The organism is Nocardia sp. NPDC051787, assembly GCF_040681325.1.
Classification (GTDB): domain Bacteria; phylum Actinomycetota; class Actinomycetes; order Mycobacteriales; family Mycobacteriaceae; genus Nocardia.
This window is the reverse complement of sequence record NZ_JBFAYO010000047.1, coordinates 17,217-39,652: the sequence shown is the minus strand read 5'-3', so window position 1 is coordinate 39,652 and position 22,436 is coordinate 17,217. Positions and strand designations below refer to the sequence as shown.

The following is a 22,436-nucleotide window of genomic DNA, read 5'->3' as shown; positions in this document are numbered from 1 at the left end:
GTTCTACTCCGGCAAACACAAACATCACGGGATGAACCTGCAGGTCATCTCCACCCCCGGCGGCGACATCGTGTGGGTATCGAGCGGACTACCCGTTGTTGTTGCGTAGCGACTTTCGTCCATTGTTCAGCCACCAACAGATACGTGGAAAGGATCGGAACCGGTTGGTCGGCCGTGCCATATGTGGCCCGGCGACTCGTCGACAAGCTGGTGCGCACCGACCTGAGGCGTCACCGGTAGGAGACTGGTCGAGTTCGTAGCGGCCTCGACCATTCGCATGCGCAGTTGGGTTCGGCGATCCGCCTCAAAGCAGAGCGTATTTCGCACTTGCTCGCTTCCGGCTGGTTACCTCACACCACTGGTCGTGCAGTGTTCTCCAGTTCTCGGCGGCGGTGCGCATCCACTTCTTTTCCAGCTCTGCCGCGGCCAAGGCGGGCTTCTCCCGCTCGACTTCGTTCTCCGCGTGGGCCGCGCGGTCGACCAATGCCGTCCAGCGATTGAAATCCTGATGTAGTGCGTCTTCGAGGCGCTTGCGCATTGCAGTTCCTTCGGTGACTGTAGTGAGCTTGTTTCTGAAACCGTGCTTATGAATGGCGTCCATCGCTCGTCGGCGGCTCGATGGGCCTGTCGCGAGCGTTCGCTGCTCGGTTTCGAAACGGGAGGCTGCGGCAAGGCACGGAAGATGCGGCAGACACGGCCACGGCTACCGCGCCCGTGGCGCCGAGGGCGACACTGCGACGTTCGTGACACAAGTGGCGGTGGTGGGATGAAGGCCGACGGTCGGACATTCTGGATCGGTTTCTCGTACGGGGCAGCGTGGGGGGCAGCACGGACCGGGAAGCAAGAGCCGCTGAGGCTCGCCGATGCAGCAGTCCTGGTGTTGAGGACGCTTAGCTCTCCGGGTTTCGACCGGGCGTCCACAGGGCTACCAATTTCTTCGCAGCCGTCTTCTGATATCGGCTAGGTCACAGTTTAGGCACGATTAGTTAACTGTGTATAGACCCGATTGGGAAGTTGTCATAAGTGACCGCCGGTGCTCCACCGTTTTGTGCCCGATCCAGGGTGTTTGCCACGGCTGTTTCCGCATCGCGGGGGCAAGGCCCTCCGCGGATCGTGCCGTCCCTCATCCAGCACGACCTGCGCGGAGGGCCGGCCCTCGGTGTCGAGGGGCAGTTGCTTGCGGTAAGCCGAGAATCGCTCGAGCTGGGTATCGTCCACCGGCGGACGCGGCGCTGACGTGGTGGTCACGGCGACCGCTGCCAACATCACCCAGGAGCAGGCCATCGCCATGGCCGCCCGCAATGGCCGCATTTCCTTCTTTGGAGGGCTACCCAAGACCAACCCCGTCATCACCTGCGACTCCAATGTGGTGCACTACCGCCAACTGCACATCCATGGAGCGAACGGATCGGCTCCCGAGCACCTCGAGCTGGAAAGCCCGGTCCAGTCTGACAGCGGCATACCGGACCGGGCTTGTCATCTCAGGCTGGCGCGCTTGATCCCCCGCGCCTCGGCCGGCGATGACGGTTCACCGCGCGCCCATCTGGAGTTGTCGTACGTGGGGGCTAGGGTCCCGGGTATGGGATTCGAGTTTCAGGTTGTCCTGGACTGTGCCGACCCACACTCGCTTGCCGACTGGTGGGCCGAGGCGCTGGGCTGGGATGTGGAGCCTCAAGACGAGGAGTTCATCCGCAGCATGGTCGCTCAGGGGCGGGTGCCGGAGGACGAGACGACTACGCATCGGGGCAAGCTGGTATGGAAGGTAGGAACAGCGATCCGCCATCCTGATCGGCCGCGTGTCCTCTTTCAGTTCGTCCCAGAGGCGAAAACGGTCAAGAACCGCATGCACCTCGACATCCGGGTGGGCGACGAGCACCGGGCGGCCGAGGTCGAGCGTCTGGTCGGCATCGGGGCGAAGATCCTGCATGAGGGACGGCAGGGGCCGTACACCTGGGTGACCATGGCCGACCCCGAGGGCAACGAGTTCTGTGTCACGTAAGCCGAGTGGGCCGCTTGTGAAGACAATCCGCGCATCACGCTGTATTTGGGCGCGGGCCAGCCTCCGCGGCGTGATACACCGGAGTCCGTGCGGCTGCTGATCATCTCCGACACCCACGTACCCAAGCGCGCGCGGGATCTGCCCCAGGTTGTATGGAACGAGGTCGACGCCGCCGATGTGATCGTGCACGCGGGTGATTGGGTGGAGGCCGCGCTGCTGGACCGGCTCGAAGCGCGTGCCAAGCGCCTGATCGGCGTATACGGCAACAACGACGGACCCGAACTGCGTGCCCGGCTACCGGAGATCGCCCGCGCCGAACTGGATGGCCTACGACTGGCGGTGGTACATGAGACCGGACCCGCGAAGGGCCGTGAGCAGCGGTGCGCGCGGAACTTCCCGGACACCGACGTGCTGGTCTTCGGACACAGTCATGTCCCCTGGGACAGTGTCACCGACACCGGGTTGCGGCTGCTCAATCCCGGCTCGCCGACGGATCGACGCCGACAGCCGCACCACACCTACCTGACCGCCCGAATACGCTCGGGGCAACTGAGCCAGGTGACACTGCACACCATTCCCGGAACCTGACCTTTCACGGCCCAGTCGGCATGGCCGCGTCGCTGCACCTTCCACTTCTCCTACCGTGCGGTCGGCGATCACGCCGACATCGGTGGCGCGTCGTTCACCGAGTCGTCCCGGCCGCCGACTTCGAACGCACGCTGGTGTCCAGGACGGACGCCGACGCCCTGGACCTATGACAGCGGCGACCGTCTGCATCCCAGCCCGGCCGGATACGCCGCGGTCATCGCCCGAGCAGACTCCAGGCGAGAACGGCAGGACCGCAGTGCGAAAGGTGTTCTTGTCGGTCGATCAGTAGGACTGGCGGTCACGGATATCCGACAATGAGGACGCCGGTGTTTCGTCGCCGGCGCGTTGCCGACAGGAGATTCCGATGACCAATCTCGAATCCCCTTCTACCGCAATGGCTTCCCCCGTAGTCGAACATTTCGAGGCGACGAGTGTGTTCGTGAACGGGCACTATCCGCGGCGGCGTGGGGTGGTCCTGCTGCTCGGCGTGCTCGGCGGGTTCCTGCTGACCGTGGTGTGGTCGGCGCCGTTCGTGGACCGCGCGATCGGCGGCACGGTGGCCGACGGGCTGCTCGGTCATGATGCCGAGGACACCGCGATCACCGGCATCGGCGCGGGTGTGGTGTTCGCGTTCGTCTCCGGCCTGGCCGGTACGTTCACCGCGTGCAATATCGCCGTGTTCGGTGCGGTGGCTCCTTTGGCGGGCAGCGCGGGCGGCTGGTGGAACCGGGTGCGGGCGGTGCTGCGGCCGCTGCAGTGGATGGCGGCAGGGATGGTCGTTGTATCCGCCGCCTACGGTGTCGTCGTCGGCATCCTCGGTACCGACATGCCGCAATTCGACACCGCGCCGAGCCAGCCGGGCCGGCTGCCCGCGCGCCTCGTCCAGTCCATGGTGGTGTTCGGCGTGATCGGGCTGGTCATGATCTACCTCGGACTCGCCGTGCTCGGCCTGGTGCGCGACCCGTTAGCCCGCATCGCCGCCCGCTTCCCGAACGCACCCCTGATCTTCTTCGGCGGCCTGATCGGCGCCTTCCTCATCGGACGCCCGTTCCCGTTGTTCCGCAAGCTGTTCCGCGACATCGCCGAAGAGGGCAATCCCCTCTACGCCGCGGGCGCATTCGTCCTGCAGTCCATCGGCAATATCCTGATCCTCGCCGTCCTACTGATCCTCACCGTTGTCGCCGGTGGTCGCCTGCAACGCTGGTTGCGAGCCGACCCGCGTCGCGTCAGCGTGCTCAGCGCGAGCGCACTGCTCATCGTGGGCGTCTTCACGTTCCTCTACTGGGACGTGCGCCTGCTGGCCATGCGCGACATCATCCCGTGGTATCCGGTGGCTCCCTGGGTGTAGCCTCCGCCGGTGACCTGGCCGGTGCCAGTCCGGATGTCAGGAATTGCGCGGGGTCACCAGGCCGGATTCGTAGGCGAAAACCACGAGTTGGGCGCGGTCGCGGGCGTGGAGTTTGGTCATGGCGCGGTTGATGTGGGTTTTCGCCGTCAGCGGGGTGATCACCATGCGGTCGGCGATCTGGTCGTTGGACAGGCCTTGCGCGACCAGGGCTACGGCCTCGCGTTCGCGATTGGTCAGTTCTGTCAACCCCATTCCGGTACCGGTGCCGATCGGCTGGGTGACGTACCGGTTGATCAGCCTGCGGGTGATCGACGGTGCGAGCAGGGCGTCGCCGCGGGCGGCGACGCGTACGGAGTGGAGGAAGTCTTCGGGTTGGATGTCTTTGACGAGGAATCCGGCTGCCCCGGCGCGCAGCGCGTTGAAGACGTATTCGTCCAAGCCGTAGTTGGTCAGGATGACGACGTGCACCCCGGCCAGGATCGGGTCCGCGGCGATGCGCCGGGTCGCCTCGATGCCGTCGATGACCGGCATCTGGATGTCGATGAGCGCGATGTCGGGTAGATGTTCTCTGGCCAGCGCCAAGCCCTCGCTCCCGTCGGCGGCCTCGGCCACCACCTCGATGTCGTCCTCGAGGTCGAGAAGCGCGCGGAATCCGCTGCGAATGAGTGGCTGGTCGTCGACCAGCAGGACACGGATCATGATGTTCCGTCCACGGGTAGTTCGGCTTGTACGGAAAAGCCGCCCTCGCTGCGCGGTGCCGCCCGCAGGCGACCGCCGAGGGCGCTGACGCGTTCGCGCATCCCGAGCAGCCCTACGCCGGGCACCGGCGCGGTCTCCGCGGTGGCCTTGCCGTCGTCATCGACCTGTATGAGGAGGGCGTCGGGACGGTATTCGATCCGGACCGACGCCGTGGCGGCGGCGGCGTGCCGGGCGACATTGTTCAGCGACTCCTGAACGATTCGGTAGACGGTGCGGTCCACGGCGGCAGGCACGTCCTGGCGTTGTCCCTCGATTGTCAGCGTCGCGTCGAGACCGGTCGATCGGGCTCGTTCCACCAGGTCCGGGAGGTCGGCGAGGCCATGCGCCGGGCTCTTGCCGTCGTCGCGTAGCGCCTCCAGGGTCGCGCGCAGTTCCCGGGCCGCCTCACGACCGGCCTCCAGGATCGCCAGCAGGGCATCCGGTACTTCTTCACCTCGCTTGCGGGCCACGTGTACGGCAGCCTCGGACTGCACCTTGATGACCGAGATCTGGTGGGTGAGCGAATCGTGCAACTCCCGCGCGATGTGCAGCCGCTCCTCGTCGGCGCGGCGCCGCGCGGTCTCTTCCCGGGTGCGCTCGGCCTCGTCCGCCCGCCGCTCGGCTTGCCGCAGCGCTTCCCCCGCCGCACCGGCCGCGATCAACCACGCCAGCTCGAGCGCGCGACGGGCCTGCGCGTACGCCTCACCCAGGTCGTGCAGGGTGGCCAGGGCCGCAAACGGGAGAGCGGCCAGCAGGATCGCCGACGCCACCACCGTGATCATGCGGTGTCCCATCCGCACGGCGGCGTATACCGCGACCAGAAACGCGACGGCAGGCACGTCGAAACCGACCGCTTGGTAACCCAGCGCGCACACCCCGGTCACGGCCAACACGGTGACCGGAGCCCAGCGGCGCGCGGCCAGCGCCAGACCGCCTGCTATCAAAAACGCGTAGCCGAGCGGGTCGAGATTCGTTGCGGAGTGCTGCATGGACAGCCCGGCGACCAGCAGGATCGCCGCCACACCAACGGCGATCGCCCAGTCCGTGACGCGTCCGCTGCTCATTCGTGCACCCTAGCCCGATGTCCGCGCGGACAACTCCCGCGCACGGATGATCATCCGCCTACCGCACGCGCGGTAGCTTCCCTGCTCCTGCGGCGTCCACGGCAGCCGACTACCGCATCAGCAGCAGCGCGAATTGCCTGCGGCGGCAGGACGACCGCCGGTAGGCCAGCGGACATGATCAAGGCAGTTCCAGCCGCACGCCGAAGGAGTACCCCAATGTCCGTCCGTCACCTGCTTGCCGCCGCGGGAGCCCCCCTGCTCGGAAGTTTCGCGTTTGCCGCACCGGCAGCCGCGCACGTCTCGGCCCAGTCGGCCGCCGTCGATGCCTCCACCCTGACCACCGGTCGACTCCTGGGCGCGGTGGCCGCACTGATGGCACTGGCCGGCGCGGTCATCGGTGGTGTGGCTCTGACCCGCTTCGCCGGTCGTATCGGCAGTGGCAACAGGAATTGGGGGGCCATTGTGGCCGTGGTTTCGGGGTTGACCGGCATGGTCATCGGCGGGCTTGTCGTGGTATCCGCCGACGGCGGTCCCGGTACGGGCAACGGAATAGTCGGTGGCTTCGCGGCCCTGGTGATCGGGCTGATCGCCACGGTTCTCGGCGGGCTGGCTGTGGCCCGCTCCCGGTAACTTCGCGTCTATTCAGCGCGGACGGAGTGTGATCCGTGCGTTGTGAGCGGGGCTGAGGCCGGTGTGGTACCGGCGCGGTGGTTCGACGGATCCGGGTGTGGCGTCGATGCGGCGCTGCTGCAGGACGGTGCGGAAGAGGATGCGGGCTTCCAGGAGCGCGAAGTTGGCGCCCAGGCAGCGATGCGGGCCGGCGCCGAAGGTCAGCCAGGTGTGGCTCTTGGGTCGCTCGTCGAGAAAGCGTTCGGGGCGGAAGACCATCGGATCCGCATAGTGCCGGGGAGATTCGTGAATGAGCAGGATCGGGACTATGACTATGGCGCCCTTTGGGATGTGGACACCGTTGATCACGGTGTCGCGCAGCGCTCGCCGTCCGGTGAACGGGGACACCGGGCGCAGCCGCATCGTTTCGGCGACCACGGCGTCGAGGTATGCGTCGAGCCGGGCTTGGTCGCCCGCATCGGCCGCCGCGTCCACTTCGGCCATGGCCTGTGGATGGCCGGCGAGCATGGCCGCGATCCAGCCGAGCGTTATCGCGGTGGTCTCGTAGGCGCCCAGCAGGATGCCGCGCATGTTGCGGGCCAGCGCGGCGTCGTCGTGCTGATCCAGTTCGGTGCCGACATACCGGGACAGCACGTCTTTCCGGTCGTTCCCGTCCCGTGGCGTGGCCCGGCGTGCGGCGATCTCCTCGATGATGATGGCGTCGACCTCGGACTGGCGCCGACCGAGCGGCGGGTAGGGCGGCGTGTAGCCGCCGAACAGCGGGGTGAGCAAGGTGACGGCGAGAAAACCGCGGCTTTCGATCTCCCCGAACCACCGGCTCACCGCCTGCTTCAGCCGGTCCCTTCGGGCCGGACCCACGTCACCGAAGACGACGCCGAGCAGCACGCCGATGGCCAGGTCGTAACCAACCTTCAGGAACTCGAACGGCGCACCGACCGGCCAGCTGGGAAGCTCGCGCTCGACCACCTCCACCATGAGATCTTCGTAGGACTGGAGTGCCTTGTGCTGGAAGGGCGGAGCGAACAGCCGACGTTCGCGGCGGTGCTCGTCACCGTCGAGGAAGATCAATGTCTGCTTGCCGAACATCACGTCGTGGCTGGAGAGTCGGCTCAGCACCTGCCCGATCGAGAAGTCGTCGTGGTTGGCGAACAGTTCTCGCACGTCGTCCATGTGGTGGGTAACGAGCATGGTCGGAAACCCCGGCGGGGAGACGACGAACCGATCACCGAATTCCAGCAAGGGGGAGCGGTGGGTGCCGGGGCGCAGCAGCCCACCGATCTGCGCGAAGTCACGGGTGCGTAGTCGGGGGAGTGCGCGCAGCGATACCGGGGTGTGTGACACGTAGCCATCCTCACCGGCTGCCCGATGACTCGCAAATGTGAAATTCCCACAGCTGCAATGGGTGTCGAGCGTTGCCGCCCCCAAAATTCGGGGCACACGCGATGACGGCCGTGACATCGCCTGCACCGGTGAGAGGTGCAGCGACGGATATATTGTGTCCGCTATCAGTCAGAACGCGCCGCCTGCCGTTCCTCCATACCCCGGGGAACCAGGACCGGCTGAATCTCGAGTTTCACCGGTAGAGGAAGTAGTTCGTGCACAACACTTTCGTCGAGACACTCTTCGCCCAGGTCCAGAATCGGCCGACCGAGTTGGTGTACCGGTTCCTGGACAGCGGTGACGTCGACGGTGTCGTCCGCGAAATGCGGTACGCCGACCTGGGTGTCCGTGCCCGGGCGATCGGCGCCGTACTCCAGGATTCGATGCCGCAGCGGGCGCTGTTGCTGTATCCAGCCGGTCCGGAGTTCATCGAAGCGTTCTTCGGGTGCCTGGCGGCCGGAGTAGTCGCCGTTCCCGCGCCCCTGCCGGAATGGGAGAACCGGTCGCTGCATCGGCTGCGGCGGATGGTGGCGCATGCGGATGTCGATGTGGTGCTGGCCTCGCGGCGTATCGCCGCGGATTCGGCCGCGCTGCATGCGCAGATTCCCGAGCTGGCCGGCTTGCCGTGGCTGGCCACCGACGAGATCGCCGACGACCGGGCAACGCGGTGGCGGGAGCCGGATCTCGGCCCCGACTCGGTCGCGTTCATCCAGTACACCTCCGGCTCGACCAGCGCGCCGCGGGGTGTGCTGCTCACCCATGGGAATCTGCTGCACAACCAGCATGCGATCGCCGCAGGGCTCGGCCACGACCGCGCCGCGATCGAATCATGGGACGGTGCGCTGTTCGCCAGCTGGCTGCCGATGTACCACGACATGGGGCTCATCGCGCCGATACTGCAGACGGTGCATCTCGGTGCGAATTCGGTGCTAATGTCGCCGCTGCACTTCCTGCAGCGCCCTGAGCGGTGGTTGCAGGCGATCTCGGCTTACCGCGCCCACACCAGCGGCGGCCCCAACTTCGCCTACGAACTGTGCCTGCGCCGTATTTCGCCGGAGCGGATCGATCAGCTCGACTTGAGCCGGTGGCGGGTGGCGTTCAATGGCTCCGAGCCGGTGCGCGCCGCGACGGTGCGGCGGTTCACCGAGACATTCGCTCGGGCCGGCTTCCGCGCCGAATCGCTCCAGCCGGTCTATGGTCTGGCCGAAGCGACCTTGATCGTGACCGCGTCGTCGACCGCCCGGATGCCGACACTGTTAGAAGCCCCCGGACGATCCGGTGCCGGAAACCAAGGTCGCAGTGCGGAACTTGTCGGTGTCGGGCAGCCGCCGGAGGGAATCTCGATAGCCGTCGTCGACCCCGAGCACGGTACCGAGCGTACCGACGGGGACGAAGGCGAGATCTGGGTCGCCGGGAACAGCGTGGCCGCAGGGTATTTCCGTGACGAGCAGGCCACCGCCGAAGTGTTCGGGGCGACGCTGCCCGGCGACGGTCGCCGCTATCTCCGTACCGGGGATCTCGGCTTCCTTGCCGGTGGCGAGCTGTTCGTTACCGGAAGACGCAAGGATCTGATGATCGTCAACGGCCGCAATCATTATCCGCAGGACATCGAGCTGACCGTCGAGGCGGTGCACGACAATGTCCGAGCCGGATGCGTCGCGGCCTTTTCCGTGGATGTCGGCGTGGGCGGCGAGCAGCCCGTCGTGGTGGCCGAGGTGCGCAGCGCGGATCCCGGCGAGTTGGCCGAGATCGAGGGCGCCGTGCGTGGGGCGGTGGCGACCGACCACGGGCTCACGCTCGCGGCCGTGCTGCTGATCCGGCCGGGCGCCATCTACAAGACCAGCAGTGGGAAGATCCAGCGTTCGGCGTGCCGGGCGGCGTATCTGTCCGGCGAGTTGCTCGCGCTGTCGGCGGGTTCGGTGCGGTCGCCGGAGGACGAGCTGGACGACTACGCAGCGGAGACCGAGGACGCGAAGTCCGCGGATCGGTCCGTGGCGGAGCCGTCCGCGGAGGCGGTCCGATCCTGGCTGGTGACGGAGATCGCGCGGCAGGCGGCGCTGGATCCGGAACGCATTGATGTGCATCGGCCCTTGGTCGAATTCGGTTTGGGCTCAGCTGATCTGGTGGAGCTGGTGGTCGAGCTGTCGGATTTCGTCGGTCGCTTCCTCGACACCAATCTGTTCTTCGACAATCCCACGATCGACGGGGTGGCCACGGCACTGGCCCCCGACGCGCCGAACGAGTCGGGTGGGGCCGGTTTCGAGGCAGTCCGAGCGGATGCGGGCGACGACGCTGATGACGACGCGATCGCGATCCTGTCGATGTCGTGCCGATTCCCCGGCAACGCGGATTCACCCGAGGCGCTGTGGCGGCTGCTGGACAGCAACGGTGACGCGCTCACCGAGGTGCCCGCGGGCCGTTGGGATATCGACGGACTCTACGACCCAGATACCTCCGCGATCGGCAAGGCGTACACCTTCCGCGGCGGATACGTCGATGGCATCGATCGCTTCGATGCCGCCTTCTTCGGGATCGGCCCGCGCGAGGCCGCGGTGATGGATCCGCAGCAGCGCATGATGTTGCAACTCAGCTGGGAGGCGATCGAGCGGTCGGGTCGGGATCCACGCACCCTGCACGGCAGTGCGACCGGCGTCTATCTCGGCGTGTACAGCACCGGCTATCTCGCCGACCCAGCTCCGGAACAGCTGAACGGCCAGGTCGGAACGGGACTATCGCCGAGTGTCGCGTCCGGTCGGATCGCGTACACGCTGGGGCTGCACGGTCCGGCGGTCACGCTGGACACAGCCTGCTCCTCGTCGATCGTCGCGATGCATCTGGCGATGCAGGCACTGCGCGCGGGGGAGTGCGACCTCGCCCTGGCCGGCGGCGCTACGCTGCTGATGTCACCGACCGCCCATATCGAATTGTGCCGGTTGGGTGTGCTGTCGCCGACAGGCCGGTGTGCGCCGTTCTCCGCCGATGCCGACGGGACGGTGTGGGCCGAGGGCGCCGGTCTACTGCTGTTGAAGCGTCTCGGCGATGCACGCCGAAGCGGGGACCGGATACTTGCCGTCATTCGGGGTTCCGCCGTCAACCAGGACGGCCCCAGCCAGGGGTTGAGCGCCCCTAACGGCGCGGCCCAGGAGCAGGTACTGCGCTCGGCATTGCGTGCCGCGGGTCTGGCTCCGCACGATATCGACTATGTCGAGGCGCACGGGACGGGTACGGCGCTCGGGGATCCGATCGAGGCGCGCGCACTGGCGCGGGTGTTCGGGCAAGGTCGTGACCAGGACCGGCGGCTCGGTATCGGGTCGCTGAAATCCAATGTGGGGCACACCCAGGCCGCCGCGGGCGTGGCGAGCGTCATCAAACTGGTACTCGCACTGCAACACGAACGAATCCCCGCCACCCTGAATGCGGGTGTGCCGTCACCGCAGGTCGACTGGGAGCGAAGCGGTGTGACAGTGCAGGCCGGCCCTATGCCGTGGCGAAGGGGGGATCGGCCGCGTCGCGCCGGTGTGAGTGCTTTCGGGCTCAGCGGCACGAACGCGCACCTGATCCTCGAGGAGGCTGCGCCCGAGCCCGCGGCCGTGCCGGGCGCGAAGGCCGACGACCGGCGCGCGGCGCTGCTGCCGATCTCGGCCCGCAGTGCGGCATCGCTGCGCGGTCAGGCCGAACGGCTGCTCGGCCTTGTGGTCGCCGATGAGCGACTCGAACCGGGTCCGGTCTCGCGCGCGCTGGCGTTGCAGCGCACCCAGTTCGAGCGGCGAGCGGTCGTGGTGGCGGGCGATCGTGACGAGATGGTGCGTGCGCTACAAGACCTGGTGGACGGCCGATCGTCGCCGAATGCCGTCGTCGGCGCCGGTCCGGTGCTCACCAACGCCAAGACCGCGTTCGTCTTCCCCGGGCAGGGAACGCAGTGGGTAGGCATGGCGCGCGATATGCTCGCCCGCTCCGAGGAGTTCCGCGCCGAATTCGGCAAGTGCGACAAGGCTTTCAGCGCACACCTCGACTGGTCGCTGAGCGACAGGTTGACCACCATGACCGCCGCGGACCTCGGTGATTTCCCCGTCGTGCAGCCGCTGCTGTTCGCGACCATGGCCGCGCTCGCGGCCGCATGGCGGGCGGCGGGCGTCACCCCGGATGCGGTGATCGGCCACAGTCAGGGCGAGATCGCCGCCGCCTACTGCGCCGGTGTCATCGAATTGAGCGATGCCGCACGAATCGTCATGACGCGCAGCCGCCTGATGCAAGGCATCACCGCCCCGGGCGCGATGGCGATGATCGGCCTGCCCGAGACCGAGGTGAGCCCGCGCCTGGCGGAGTTCGACGGCCGGGTGTCGATCGCGGCGGTCAATGTGCGTCGCTCGACGATCGTGGCGGGCGAACAGGCCGCGGTGGAAGCGCTGCTGGCGGAGATGGACCGCGCCGGAATCTACACGCGGCTCGGCGCCGCCGGTCCCGGCTTCGCCGGGCACTGCCGGTTGATCGAGTCCATCCGCGATCCGTTGACGGCCGAGCTGGCCGATATGACCGCGGATTCGCCTGCGACGCCATGGTATTCGACCGTGTCGGGTGAACTGATGACGAACGAACCGATCGAACCCGACTATTGGTATCGGAACGCGCGTGAGACCGTGCGGTTCGCGCCCACGATCGAGCGCATGATCGCCGACGGGTTCCGGTATTTCGTCGAACTCGGTGTCCACCCGTCGCTGACCGCGGCCGTCCGGACGGTGGCGGAGGAACTCACGCGCGAAGTGGTGGCCGTGGGTTCGCTGGTACGGGACCAGGACGGACCTGTCTGCCTGGCCAGGTCGCAGGCCGAACTGTATGTCGCGGGCCACGAACTCGACTGGACCCGCCTGGTTCCCGAATCCGGGCGGGTGGACCTACCCACCTATGCCTTCGACGAGCGGCGGTTCTGGACCGACTCGGTCAACCGCAACACCGTTTCGCTGGGGATTCAGGACGTCGCCCATCCCATTCTGGGCGCGGGTGTGCCGCAGCCCGATTCGGGTGGCGTCACACTGACCGGGCGGCTGTCGCGTCAGCAGCAGCCGTGGGTGGCCGATCACGCGGGACCGAACGCGGTGCTGCTGCCCGGCGCGGCATTGGTCGAACTGGCCGTACGCGCCGGTGACGAGGTGGACAGTCCGGTGGTACGAGAGCTGGTGTTGCGCACCCCGATGCTCGTCCCCGAGCGCGGAGCTTTGCAGATCCAGGCGGTGGTCGGTGGCGCCGACGCCGACAACCGCCGCACGGTGCGCATCTACGCCCGCGACGAACACGATCCGGATGCGCAATGGACGCTCCATGCCGACGGCACACTGGCCGATCCGTCCGAACCTGTTCCCGCACAGATTGATTCGTCTCCGTGGCCACCAGCGGACGCGGTGCGCGTCGACATCGACGACCTGTACGCCGAGCTGTTCACGCGTGGACATCACTACGGTCCGCTGTTCAAGGCGATGCGGTCGGCATGGCGACGTGCGGACGAGATCTTCGTCGAGGTGGAACTCGCCGATTCCGCCCACCGCGATGCCGCGAAATTCGGTATCCATCCGGCATTGCTCGATGCCGCGTTGCACGCCACCGCCCTGTACGCCGCCGACGGCGAGAATGCCCTGCTGCCGTTCGTGTGGACCGATGTCACGCTGTGGGCTTCCGGCGCCACCGCGCTCCGCGTCCGGCTCACCCGGTCGGGGCCCGACACCGTCGCCATGTCCGCGACCGACTGGACCGGACGCCCGGTGGTGTCGGTGGGTTCGGTGCTGTCGCGTGCGGTCACCGCCGCGCAGTGGAATGCCGCCTCGGTCGCGCCCGCGTTCCGTCGCTTGTTCCGGATGGACTGGTCGGAGCTTCCGCTGCCCGCGCCGGACCGGACGCTCACTCTGGCCGAATGGGATTCCGCCGTCCCGATGGACGCAGAAGTCATCATCCTGCCGGTGCCCGAAGGCGAGTCGCCGAGCCAGGTGCACGACACGGCGCAGCGGATCCTGGCGGCGCTGCAAACGATCACCGCCGACCGTCGATTCGAGCAGACGACGCTGGTCGTGCGGACCCGCCGGGCGGTGGCGCTGCCCGGTGAGGACAGTCCGGATCCGGCAGGCGCGGTGGTGTGGGGGCTGACGCGCTCCGCACAGTCGGAGAATCCGGGGCGGATCGTGCTGGTCGACACAGCCGACCCCGAGGTGGATATCGCCGGGCTCCTCGCCGCGAGGGAACAGCAGTTGGCCGTGCGCGACGGTGTGGCGTTCGTGCCGCGGCTGGCTCGGCTGCCGGAGACCGCGGGGCGAGCGTCCGAAGGCCGGGTGTCACTGGGCGAAGGCGCCGTGCTGGTCACCGGGGCGCCGGGTCGGCTCGGGTCGGCACTGGCCCGTCATCTGGCCGACGCGTACGGGGCCCGCGACTTGGTGCTGGTCAGTCGCCGCGGTGTCGATGGCCCAGGCGGCGCCCACTTGCGGGACGAGTTGGAGAGCCGCGGGGTGCGCGTGCGATTCGCCCGCTGCGATGTCAGCGACCGGTCGGCTCTGGCGCAGCTGCTCGACGGTATGCCGCTGACCGGCATAGTCCACGCGGCGTGTGTACTCGACGACAGCACACTCGGCTCGTTGACACCCGCGCAGCTCGATGCCGTGTTGCGTCCGAAAGTCGATGCGGCACACCACCTGCACGAGTTGACGGCGGATCGGGAGCTCTCGATCTTCGTGCTGTTCTCCGCGGCGGGGAGCCTGTTCGGCACACCCGGGCAGGCCAACTACGCGGCTGCCAACGCCTATCTCGACGCGCTGACGCTGCGTCGCCGGTCGCTCGGTCTTCCCGCCCAGTCGCTGGCCTGGGGCGCATGGGAGGTCGATATGCACGACCACATGGCGCAGGCCGATATCCGGCGGATCGCGCGCGCCGGCATCCGCGCATTCTCGGTGCCGGAGGGGATGGCCTGTTTCGACGCCGCCCTGCGGGTCGGTGATCCGGTGCTGGTCCCGTTGCTGCTCGACACCGACGTGCTGCGCCGCGCGCCGGCCGTCCCGCCGCTGCTGCGCGGGCTCGTTCGCCGCGCGCCGCGCCGAGCCGTGGCCGACCGCGCGACCGTCGACGTGGCGGCGGGATCGCGCTTCGCCGAACAACTGCGGGCCGTACCCCGCGCGGAGGCCACCGCCCTGGCGCTCGCCGCGGTGGCCGAGTGGACCGGGGATGTGCTCGGCCATGCCGGCACCGAGACGTTCGCCGCCGAGCAGTCCTTCCAGAGTCTGGGTCTGGACTCGTTGATGGCGGTCGAACTGCGCAACAAGGTGCGCGAGCACACCGGAATCTCGGTGCCGCTCGGCACGATCCTCGCCGGGCAGAGTCTCACCGACCTCGCCGGCCATCTCGTCGATGAGGTGCTGCGGCAGGCCGACATCGACGCGCCGGGCGCGGCCACCGAAGTGCCCGAAGTCGAAGTGCTGCCGGTGACCCGGGACATGATGCGTCTGCTGCGGACCGAGCAACTCGGTATTCCCGCCGCCGCGCAGACCGGCGGCGTCGCCGTGCGGCTACCCGCGCCGGTCACCCGGCCGCGGCTGGCGCAGGCGCTGGCGCGGCTGGCCCGTCGGCATGCGGCGCTGCGCACGACGATTCAGCCCAGCCAGGAGCACGGACGACAGCTGGAGATCCGCCGCGAACCCGGCAGTCTGGCCGGTTGGCGCGACCTCGACCGACTCGACGACGCCGTAGTACAGCAGCGCTTCCGGGAGCTCATGGCCCTGCCGTTCGACCTGGAGACAGGTCCGCTGTGGCGCTTCGAACTTCTCCATGCCGAAACCGGCGACGCGGTACTGCTTTTCGGCGCGCATCACAGCATGAGCGATGTGCAGTCGATGCTGCTGGTCGCGGGCGAACTAGCCGCGGAACTGTCCGGCGCGCAACTCGGTGACGCCGTGACCAACCGTGATATGCATCAACTGCTCACCGCGCAGTCGAGCAGGCGCGACACAGATACCGCGATCACCCGGTGGCGCGACGCCTTCTCCGGATCTCGCCGGCTCGAGTTGACCTCGGCGCGGCCGCGTCCGGCCCAGCGCAGCTACGGTGCGGGATCGGTCGCGCTGGACATGCCCGCCGGATTGCACGACCGGGTCGCGGACCGGGCCCGCGACCTCGGCATCACCCCCGCCGCGGTGTTCCTCGGCGCGCTGACCGTCCTGCTGGCGCGCCGGCAGCAGGTCGACCGGTTCGCCCTCGCGGTGCCGGTGGATACCCGAATGCACGCCGACGCGACAGATGCGGTCGGGTATTTCGGTGTGCCCGTGCCGTTCCCGGCAGCCGTGGAGGCCGGTGACCTCGTCATCGACGTGCTTCGCCGCACCGGCGAGCGGCTGCGGAATCTGCTCGCCCCTGGCGCCGGCTTCGCGGATGTGCTCGCCGCGCTGGCCACCGAGGGCCTGTACCGCGAGAACGCGCCGTTGATCGAGGTGTACTTCAACTACCTGCGCGCCAACTCCGCGGTCGCACGGGCCGCGGTCGTTCCGGTGAGCACCGGCTATTCCGATCTCGACCTCATGGTGGCGGTGCTGCCGGATACCGGCCAAGTGTGGTTGACCTACAACAGCGACATCATCGACGCCGGGACCTGCGCCGAGTTCGGCACGGAATACCTGAAGACGGTCGCGGCCGCGGTCGCCGACCCCGGTGCTCCCGCCCGGCCCGGAACCGCTGAGCAGCCGGTTTCCGGTCTTCGTGCGGCGCTGGGCGCGACCTTCGCGCTCGGCAGGCTACCCGAGCTGACTGCGGCGGCGTCCTCGGATTCCACGGCGCTCACCGTCGCGGAGGCGCCGTATCACCATGTGTTGTCCTGCCTGCGTGACCCGTCGGGTGTCTTCGCGCAACCGTCGACGGCACTGGGGATCGTGCTGCTGCGTGCGACGGATCTGGAACGTTTCGGCGCGATCTCCGATGACCTGCTCGCCGAGCTCGCCGCCGAATATCCGGCGGCGGTGCGCGAGGTGGCCGAACGCACGCACCGGCCGGTCATCGTCGGCATCCTGCCCTCGGCCCGCCCGGAGGAACGGTTGCTCGCGTGGGAGCGGCTCGTCGCCGAACGCCTACGCGACGTTCCCGGCGTCGCGGTGCTGGAACCGCGGGCGTGGACGCGTCACCATCCGGTGGACAACCCGTTCGACGACCGGACCGAGATCCTGGCGCACCTGCCCTTCACACCCGAGTTCCAGGCGGCGGTCGCGCTCACCCTCGTCGCGACCGCCGGCGCCGTGACGGAGCCCGCGCCGAAGGTTATCGCCGTCGACGGCGACGACACCTTGTGGAGCGGAACGGCGGGCGAGATCGGCTCCGCCGCCGTGGCTTTCGATGAGCCACGCCGCGCGCTGGCCCGGCGGCTGTTGCAGTGGCGCGCGGCGGGAACGCTGCTGGTGCTGGTGACCAATAACGACGACGATATTGTCCGCGAAATCCTGGACCGGCCCGACAGCCCGCTGCACCGCGACCATTTCGCCGCCGTCTCGGCGGGCTGGGGCGGCAAGCCCGAGCGGCTGGAGGAGGTCGCGCGCACACTGCGGCTGGGCCTGGACAGCTTCTGCTATCTCGACGACAACCCGGTGGAAGTGGCCCGTATGCGCGCGCTGTTGCCGGAGGTGCTGTCGGTGACGTGTCCGCCCGCCGGTGAACTGGAGTCGTTCCTGGCGCGATTGTGGCCGATGGTTCCGGTCGCCGCGACGGCCGAGGACCGTACGCGGGCCGACTTCTACCGCCAGGAGCAGGAGCGCGACCGTGCTCGCGCCACCGCGGAATTCGCGGAGTTCCTCGAGCAGCTGAACCTCGCGGTCGACCTCGAGCCGCTGACCGATGCCACCGTGGAGCGTGCCCGACAACTCGTGCGGCGGACCACGCAGTTCACCCTCGCCGAGGTCACCCCGGATGATCTCGACAGGTGGCGCGACGAGGGCGAGGTCTGGACCGCGACGGCGCGCGACCGGTTCGGCGACTACGGCCTCATCTCGGTACTCGCGCTACGGGCGGATGCGGGCAGTCTGTGGATCAGCGGCTGGCAACTCAGCTGCCGTGCCCTCGGACGCGGCGTCGAGGAGCGGCTGCTGAGCTGGGTTGCGGATCGGGCCGATGCCCTCGGTTGCTCCACGGTACGGATGTCGGTCGAGCACACCGTCCGCAATGCACCCGCGCGCCGATTGGCCGCGCGCCTGCTCGGCGGTACCCCCGACGATCGACGGCTGAAGGTGTCCGCGACACTGGATCGCCTGCGGGAGTTCCGGTCCTGGGAGATGCCGGCGAGTGGAGAGGACGTGACACGGTGACCGCTCCTGACGAGTCGGCGAAGGTCCGCAACCCGGCCGTCGACCGTCGCCTGCGCGGCGAAACGCTCGAACGAGGCGCTGTCGGATTGGATGTGGCCGCCCTGCTCGCACGCACCGGCGGCAAGGGCGCGGCCCCGCTGGCCGGAACCGATGGAAGCGTGGTCGAAAACGGTGGCAGCGCGCCTTCGGCCGACACCGCACAGGGCGCGCCTCGCATGGACGCCGAGGCGTTGGCGGCGGCGGTCACCGCGGTGGCGAATCGGTACACCGATACGACCCTCGACGCCGACACCGACTTCTTCGATGCGGGCGGCACCTCCATCGCCGCGGTGGAATTCGTCGCGGCCCTGGCGCGTGAGCTGGATGTCCACTTGGATCTCGACACGGTGTTCTTCGACGCGCGACCCCGCAGGTTGGCGCACCGCTGGCTGGCCGAACACGCCGAATCCGCACCGCCCCGGCCGGATGCCGAGCCCGAGGCCGATACCGATGACCTCGCCCAGCTCTTCGCCGATCTCGCGGGCGCCGACCGATTACCGGTGGTGGCCGCGCCGGAGCGGGTCGCACCGCGCCGCATCCTGCTGACCGGGGCGACCGGCTTTCTCGGTAGTCACCTGCTGCTCGATCTGTTGCGGCACAGCGAAGCGCACGTGGTGTGCCTGATCCGTGCCGACGACGATGACGCCGCAGCCCAACGGCTGGAGCACGCCCTGCGGCGCTTCGCGCTGCCCTGGAGCCGGGAGGTACTGCGGCGCGTGACGCCGCTGGCGGGAGATCTGCGCCTGCCCCGGCTCGGCCTGTCCGAGGAACGGTGGGCGAGCCTCGCCGCGGAGGTGGATGCGATCGTCAACGCCGGGGCCGCGGTGGATTTCCTGCGCGGCTACCCGTCGCTGCGCCGGACCAACGTACTCGGCCCGCTGACCCTCGCCGAGCTGGCCTGCACCGACCGGCCGAAACCGGTGCACCACATCTCCTCGCTGGCGGTGTTCAACGGATCGGACGCCGCCACGCTGGGTGAGGACGATCCGACCGCCAACGTCGCCGCGCTGCCCATCGGCTACGACCGATCGAAGTGGGCCGCGGAGGCCGTGCTCCGCCGGGCAGGCGAACACGGACTCGTGGTGACCATCCTTCGTCCCGGCGGTATCGGCAGTCACCCGGAGACCGCCGCCCACAATCCGCGTGACCTCAACGCCGGAATCACTGCCGCACTGACGCGATTTCGCACCGCACCGGGGTTCCGGTACCTCAACGCCGCCCCGGTGGATTGGGTCAGCCGGGTAGCCGCGCAGATCGTCGGCACACCGAGCGCATGGGGCCACACCTATCACCTCACCGGCGCGCCTACCTCACTCGATCAGGTGGTCGCCGAAACCACGCTGGCCGGTATGGGTATTCGCGTGCAGCACTGGGAGCAGTGGTGCGATGACGTGGTCCGCGCGATCAGAGAAGGACCGGTACCGGAACTGGAATCGCTGGCCCAGGTGCTGCAGAGTCCCGTCGCCCGGCGTCAGCTGGCGGCGATGGTCACCGCGCCGCCCGCATCGGCCGCGCGCACCGAAGCGTTCGTGTCCGCCAACGGCCTGCCCGCGCCCGCGACACCCGGTCCGGCGGCGCGCAGCCGGATGCTCACGGCCCTGGCCGGTGCCGGACCGCAGCCGGGTGACCAGCCCTATCTGCGCTTCAACGAAACACTCACCGGGACGGTCGGTCCGATCGGCGAGACCGCCGACATCCCCTGCGATCTACGGCTGACCCTATCGGTCGCGAGCAGTGCGCAGATGTTCACCGCCCGAACGATCGAGGTCACCGGGGAACTCATCTGCGCTGGGCTGGCCGACGAGCCGCTCGCCGTCGAGGGCACGGCGACGGTTCGGCCGCACGACGGGATACCGCTGCGTCACGAAGTGCGGCATCCGATCATGCATTACCGGCTGACGCTGCGTGATTCCTCCGGCGGCTCCTGGTGGCTGGAGGGCTACAAGTTCGCCGCGGCGCGACGACGCATGGTGCGGCAACTCGGAACACAGATGATCGAGATCGGGCGTACCGGGCAGTCCGTGTCCTACACCGGCGAGGTCGCCGTGCCGATGCACACCTACCTGTCCGACCAGATCGACGGCATCCAGATCGATCCACGACTGCCCGAACGGCAGCAGCGGCTGGCGAAACTGCTGTGGCTCAGCTGGTTCGGCGGCCAGCTCGGCAAAGGCCTGCTGGAACCGATCCTCCGGGTCGGTGTCGATCTGCTGGATCTGCGCCGGGCAGCGCGTAAGGAGCACCGCCGATGACCGACATGCGATCGACCGTGCCGCAACTCGGTAGCGAGGAGGTGATCTCCTTCCGGACCGCCGACGGCCTCGACCTTGCGTTGCGCCGAGTGGGCCCCGCCGACGCGCCCGCGGTGCTGCTGGTGCACGGGCACGGGGTGTCATCGGAGATGTTCGCACTTCCAGAGATTCGCAATGTCACCGACGTATTGACCGATGCGGGCTACCAGTCGTGGCTGCTCGACTGGCGTGGCAGTTGCCGCCTGCCCTACAACGAATCCGGCCCGCCCTACACCTTCGACGATGTCGCGCTCTACGACCTACCCGCGGCGGTCGCGCGAATCAGGGAGCAAATAGGGGACCGCCCGCTGTTCGTCGTGGCGCACTGCATCGGCGCGCTGGCTCTCTCGCTGAGCATGACGGCCGGACTGCTGCCCGGACTGGCAGGTGTGGTCGCACAGGGCGTCTTCCTGACCCCCAAGGTCAGCACGGCGGCGCGCGTGCGGGTGCTGGTCGGCAGCGAACTGCTCGGCTCGCGGATCAGGCACATCGAATCCGACTTCCGCAAGGTGGGGCTCTGGTCCCGGCGCACCTTGCTGTACGCGGCGCTGTCGCGCAAGGGCGACTGCCCGGACCCGACCTGCCGCATGGTCCAGCACGGGTGGGGGATGGGCGCCCGACTGTTCGAGCACGACCACCTCGACGCGAGCACCCACGACCGGCTGGCCGAATTGTTCGGCGCGATACCGCTCTCGGTGCTACCGCATCTGCGGCAGATGGAATTGGCGCACGCCGTGGTCCGATGGAACGTCGACGACGAGCGCTACCGTGCGCTCCCGGAGAACGCGCTCGATCAGGCCGATCGAATCGATTGCCCGGTGCTGCTGCTGGCCGGCAGTCGCAACGAGGCCTGGTTGGATTCCAATAAGCTTTGCTATGAGGTGCTTTCGGCGCGCAATCCCGGTGTCGATCTCCGCTATATCGAGATTCCCTCCTACGGCCACCTCGACACGTTCCTCGGCCGCGGCGCGGCGCTGGACGTGTTCGGACATATCGTCGATTTCTTCGACGAGACGTCAGCTCGGTTGGCGTAGCGGCAGGCCGGCGGTGAGATAGATGGCATCGATGACGCTCATGGTGTCGACGGCGTCGCCCGGCGCGGTGGCGACCGGCTCGCCGCGCAATACCGCGGCGGCGAAGGCGTCGAGTTGGTAGTCGTAGGACGCGCGATGCGCGAACCGCCGTACCCGCCTGCCACTCTCCGAGCGAACCGTCAGCAGATGTCCCAGGTGCGGCAGCACCGGATTGACCAGCCGCATCCGCCCGCGTTCGCCGATGACGGTGGCGCCGACGCGCAGCACGTCCGCCGACCACATCGAGCACCGGATGTGGCCGGTGTGCCCGGACGGGAAACGCAGTTCGGCGGTCATGGCCCGATCGATCCGCCGTCCGCGCAGCTTCGCCTGCGCCGCAACCACTTCCGGGTTCCCACCACCCAGCACGCGGGCCATGTGCACGGCGTAGCAGCCCGCGTCCATCAGCGCGCCGCCGGCGAGGGTGTAGTCGTAGCGGATATCGGAGAACTTCGGCAGCGGAAAGCACAGCGCGGCTTCCACCCGCAGCAGCGTCCCCAATTCGCCGGACGCGATGATCTGTTCGGCGGCCGACATCAGCGGGTGGTAGCGGTAGTGGAAAGCCTCCATCACTACGCGATCGGAAGCGCTTGCCAGGGCGGAGATCTCGGACGCCTCCGCGGCATTGGCGGTGAACGGCTTCTCGCACAGCACATGTTTCCCGGCCTCAACGGCGGCGCGGGTCCATCGGCCATGCAGACCATTCGGCAGCGGGATATAAACCGCGTCGAGATCAGGCGCATCGATCAGCGCCCGATAGCTGTCGTAGACCCGCGGGATGCCGTGCTTGCGGGCGAACCGTTCCGCCCGCGGCCGATCCCGGGCCGCCACCGCCGCGACGACGACCTCCGGGTTCCGCTCGGCCGGCTTGATCAGGGCCGCCGGCGCGATGCGGGCCGCACCGAGAACCCCGATACGGACCTCGGAGCGCGTGTCTTTGGTCACCAGCAGACACTAACATCGGCACCGCGCCGTG

Annotated in this window: 12 protein-coding genes and 2 pseudogenes; 9 read left to right on the top strand and 5 right to left on the bottom strand. The window is 68.3% G+C overall.

The features are described from left to right. Positions 1-94, top strand: a pseudogene (locus tag AB0M45_RS31845) (transposase family protein); the annotation flags it as partial. A 210-nt stretch (positions 95-304) separates the two neighbouring features. Here AB0M45_RS31845 and AB0M45_RS31840 read toward each other — a convergent pair. After that, positions 305-538, bottom strand: coding sequence for a hypothetical protein (locus AB0M45_RS31840; RefSeq protein ID WP_364336800.1), 234 nt, complete (start codon positions 536-538; stop codon positions 305-307). Between the two features lie 678 nt (positions 539-1,216). On the opposite strand from AB0M45_RS31840, the pseudogene AB0M45_RS31835 reads away from it, so the two are divergent. The 4 genes and pseudogenes from AB0M45_RS31835 to AB0M45_RS31820 all read left to right on the top strand — a co-directional run. Beyond that, positions 1,217-1,423, top strand: a pseudogene (locus AB0M45_RS31835) (zinc-binding dehydrogenase); the annotation flags it as partial. A gap of 156 nt (positions 1,424-1,579) precedes the next feature. Beyond that, a complete protein-coding gene (locus tag AB0M45_RS31830; RefSeq protein WP_364336802.1) occupies positions 1,580-1,999 on the top strand; it encodes a VOC family protein in 420 nt (139 codons plus the stop codon). A gap of 87 nt (positions 2,000-2,086) precedes the next feature. Then, a complete protein-coding gene (locus AB0M45_RS31825; RefSeq protein ID WP_364336798.1) occupies positions 2,087-2,587 on the top strand; it encodes a metallophosphoesterase in 501 nt (166 codons plus the stop codon). A 364-nt stretch (positions 2,588-2,951) separates the two neighbouring features. Further along, complete coding sequence (locus AB0M45_RS31820; protein ID WP_364336796.1) at positions 2,952-3,935, top strand: hypothetical protein; 984 nt, start codon at positions 2,952-2,954, stop codon at positions 3,933-3,935. A gap of 36 nt (positions 3,936-3,971) precedes the next feature. Here AB0M45_RS31820 and AB0M45_RS31815 read toward each other — a convergent pair whose 3' ends face one another. Further along, positions 3,972-4,634: a response regulator transcription factor gene (locus AB0M45_RS31815; protein ID WP_364336794.1), complete on the bottom strand. Its 663-nt coding sequence runs from the start codon at positions 4,632-4,634 to the stop codon at positions 3,972-3,974. Next, complete coding sequence (locus AB0M45_RS31810) at positions 4,631-5,737, bottom strand: histidine kinase (RefSeq protein ID WP_364336792.1); 1,107 nt, start codon at positions 5,735-5,737, stop codon at positions 4,631-4,633. Before AB0M45_RS31810 ends, AB0M45_RS31815 begins: the two co-directional genes overlap by 4 nt. 216 nt (positions 5,738-5,953) lie before the next feature. Between AB0M45_RS31810 and AB0M45_RS31805 the strand changes: the two genes are divergently transcribed. Next, positions 5,954-6,367, top strand: coding sequence for a DUF6223 family protein (locus AB0M45_RS31805; RefSeq protein WP_364336790.1), 414 nt, complete (start codon positions 5,954-5,956; stop codon positions 6,365-6,367). Positions 6,368-6,379: 12 nt separating this feature from the next. On the opposite strand, the gene AB0M45_RS31800 is transcribed toward AB0M45_RS31805, so the two are convergent. Then, positions 6,380-7,708 carry a cytochrome P450 gene (locus AB0M45_RS31800; RefSeq protein WP_364336788.1) on the bottom strand — a complete coding sequence of 443 codons (1,329 nt, stop codon included), beginning with the start codon at positions 7,706-7,708 and terminating at the stop codon, positions 6,380-6,382. 254 nt (positions 7,709-7,962) lie between these two features. Here AB0M45_RS31800 and AB0M45_RS31795 point away from each other — a divergent pair, with 254 nt between their 5' ends. From AB0M45_RS31795 to AB0M45_RS31785, 3 genes are read left to right on the top strand one after another with little or no spacing between them, the layout of a single operon-like run. Beyond that, positions 7,963-18,057: an HAD-IIIC family phosphatase gene (locus tag AB0M45_RS31795; RefSeq protein ID WP_364336786.1), complete on the top strand. Its 10,095-nt coding sequence runs from the start codon at positions 7,963-7,965 to the stop codon at positions 18,055-18,057. Continuing rightward, positions 18,054-20,348 (top strand): thioester reductase domain-containing protein, encoded by a 2,295-nt coding sequence (locus tag AB0M45_RS31790; protein WP_364336783.1) that lies wholly within the window; start codon positions 18,054-18,056, stop codon positions 20,346-20,348. The genes AB0M45_RS31795 and AB0M45_RS31790 overlap by 4 nt, the downstream gene beginning before the upstream one ends. Continuing rightward, complete coding sequence (locus tag AB0M45_RS31785) at positions 20,345-21,421, top strand: alpha/beta fold hydrolase (RefSeq protein ID WP_364336781.1); 1,077 nt, start codon at positions 20,345-20,347, stop codon at positions 21,419-21,421. Before AB0M45_RS31790 ends, AB0M45_RS31785 begins: the two co-directional genes overlap by 4 nt. Here the strand turns inward: AB0M45_RS31785 and AB0M45_RS31780 are convergent. Further along, positions 21,404-22,405 (bottom strand): Gfo/Idh/MocA family oxidoreductase, encoded by a 1,002-nt coding sequence (locus AB0M45_RS31780; RefSeq protein WP_364336779.1) that lies wholly within the window; start codon positions 22,403-22,405, stop codon positions 21,404-21,406. The genes AB0M45_RS31785 and AB0M45_RS31780 overlap by 18 nt on opposite strands. Positions 22,406-22,436: the final 31 nt, after the last annotated feature.

What these genes read in the sequence shown, in the direction of transcription:
- AB0M45_RS31815 (WP_364336794.1), bottom strand. Translation starts at nt 4,634, where the DNA reads ATGATCCGTGTCCTGCTGGTCGACGACCAGCCACTCATTCGCAGCGGA.
- AB0M45_RS31785 (WP_364336781.1), top strand. Translation starts at nt 20,345, where the DNA reads ATGACCGACATGCGATCGACCGTGCCGCAACTCGGTAGCGAGGAGGTG.
- AB0M45_RS31820 (WP_364336796.1), top strand. Translation starts at nt 2,952, where the DNA reads ATGACCAATCTCGAATCCCCTTCTACCGCAATGGCTTCCCCCGTAGTC.
- AB0M45_RS31840 (WP_364336800.1), bottom strand. Translation starts at nt 538, where the DNA reads ATGCGCAAGCGCCTCGAAGACGCACTACATCAGGATTTCAATCGCTGG.
- AB0M45_RS31810 (WP_364336792.1), bottom strand. Translation starts at nt 5,737, where the DNA reads ATGAGCAGCGGACGCGTCACGGACTGGGCGATCGCCGTTGGTGTGGCG.
- AB0M45_RS31830 (WP_364336802.1), top strand. Translation starts at nt 1,580, where the DNA reads ATGGGATTCGAGTTTCAGGTTGTCCTGGACTGTGCCGACCCACACTCG.
- AB0M45_RS31805 (WP_364336790.1), top strand. Translation starts at nt 5,954, where the DNA reads ATGTCCGTCCGTCACCTGCTTGCCGCCGCGGGAGCCCCCCTGCTCGGA.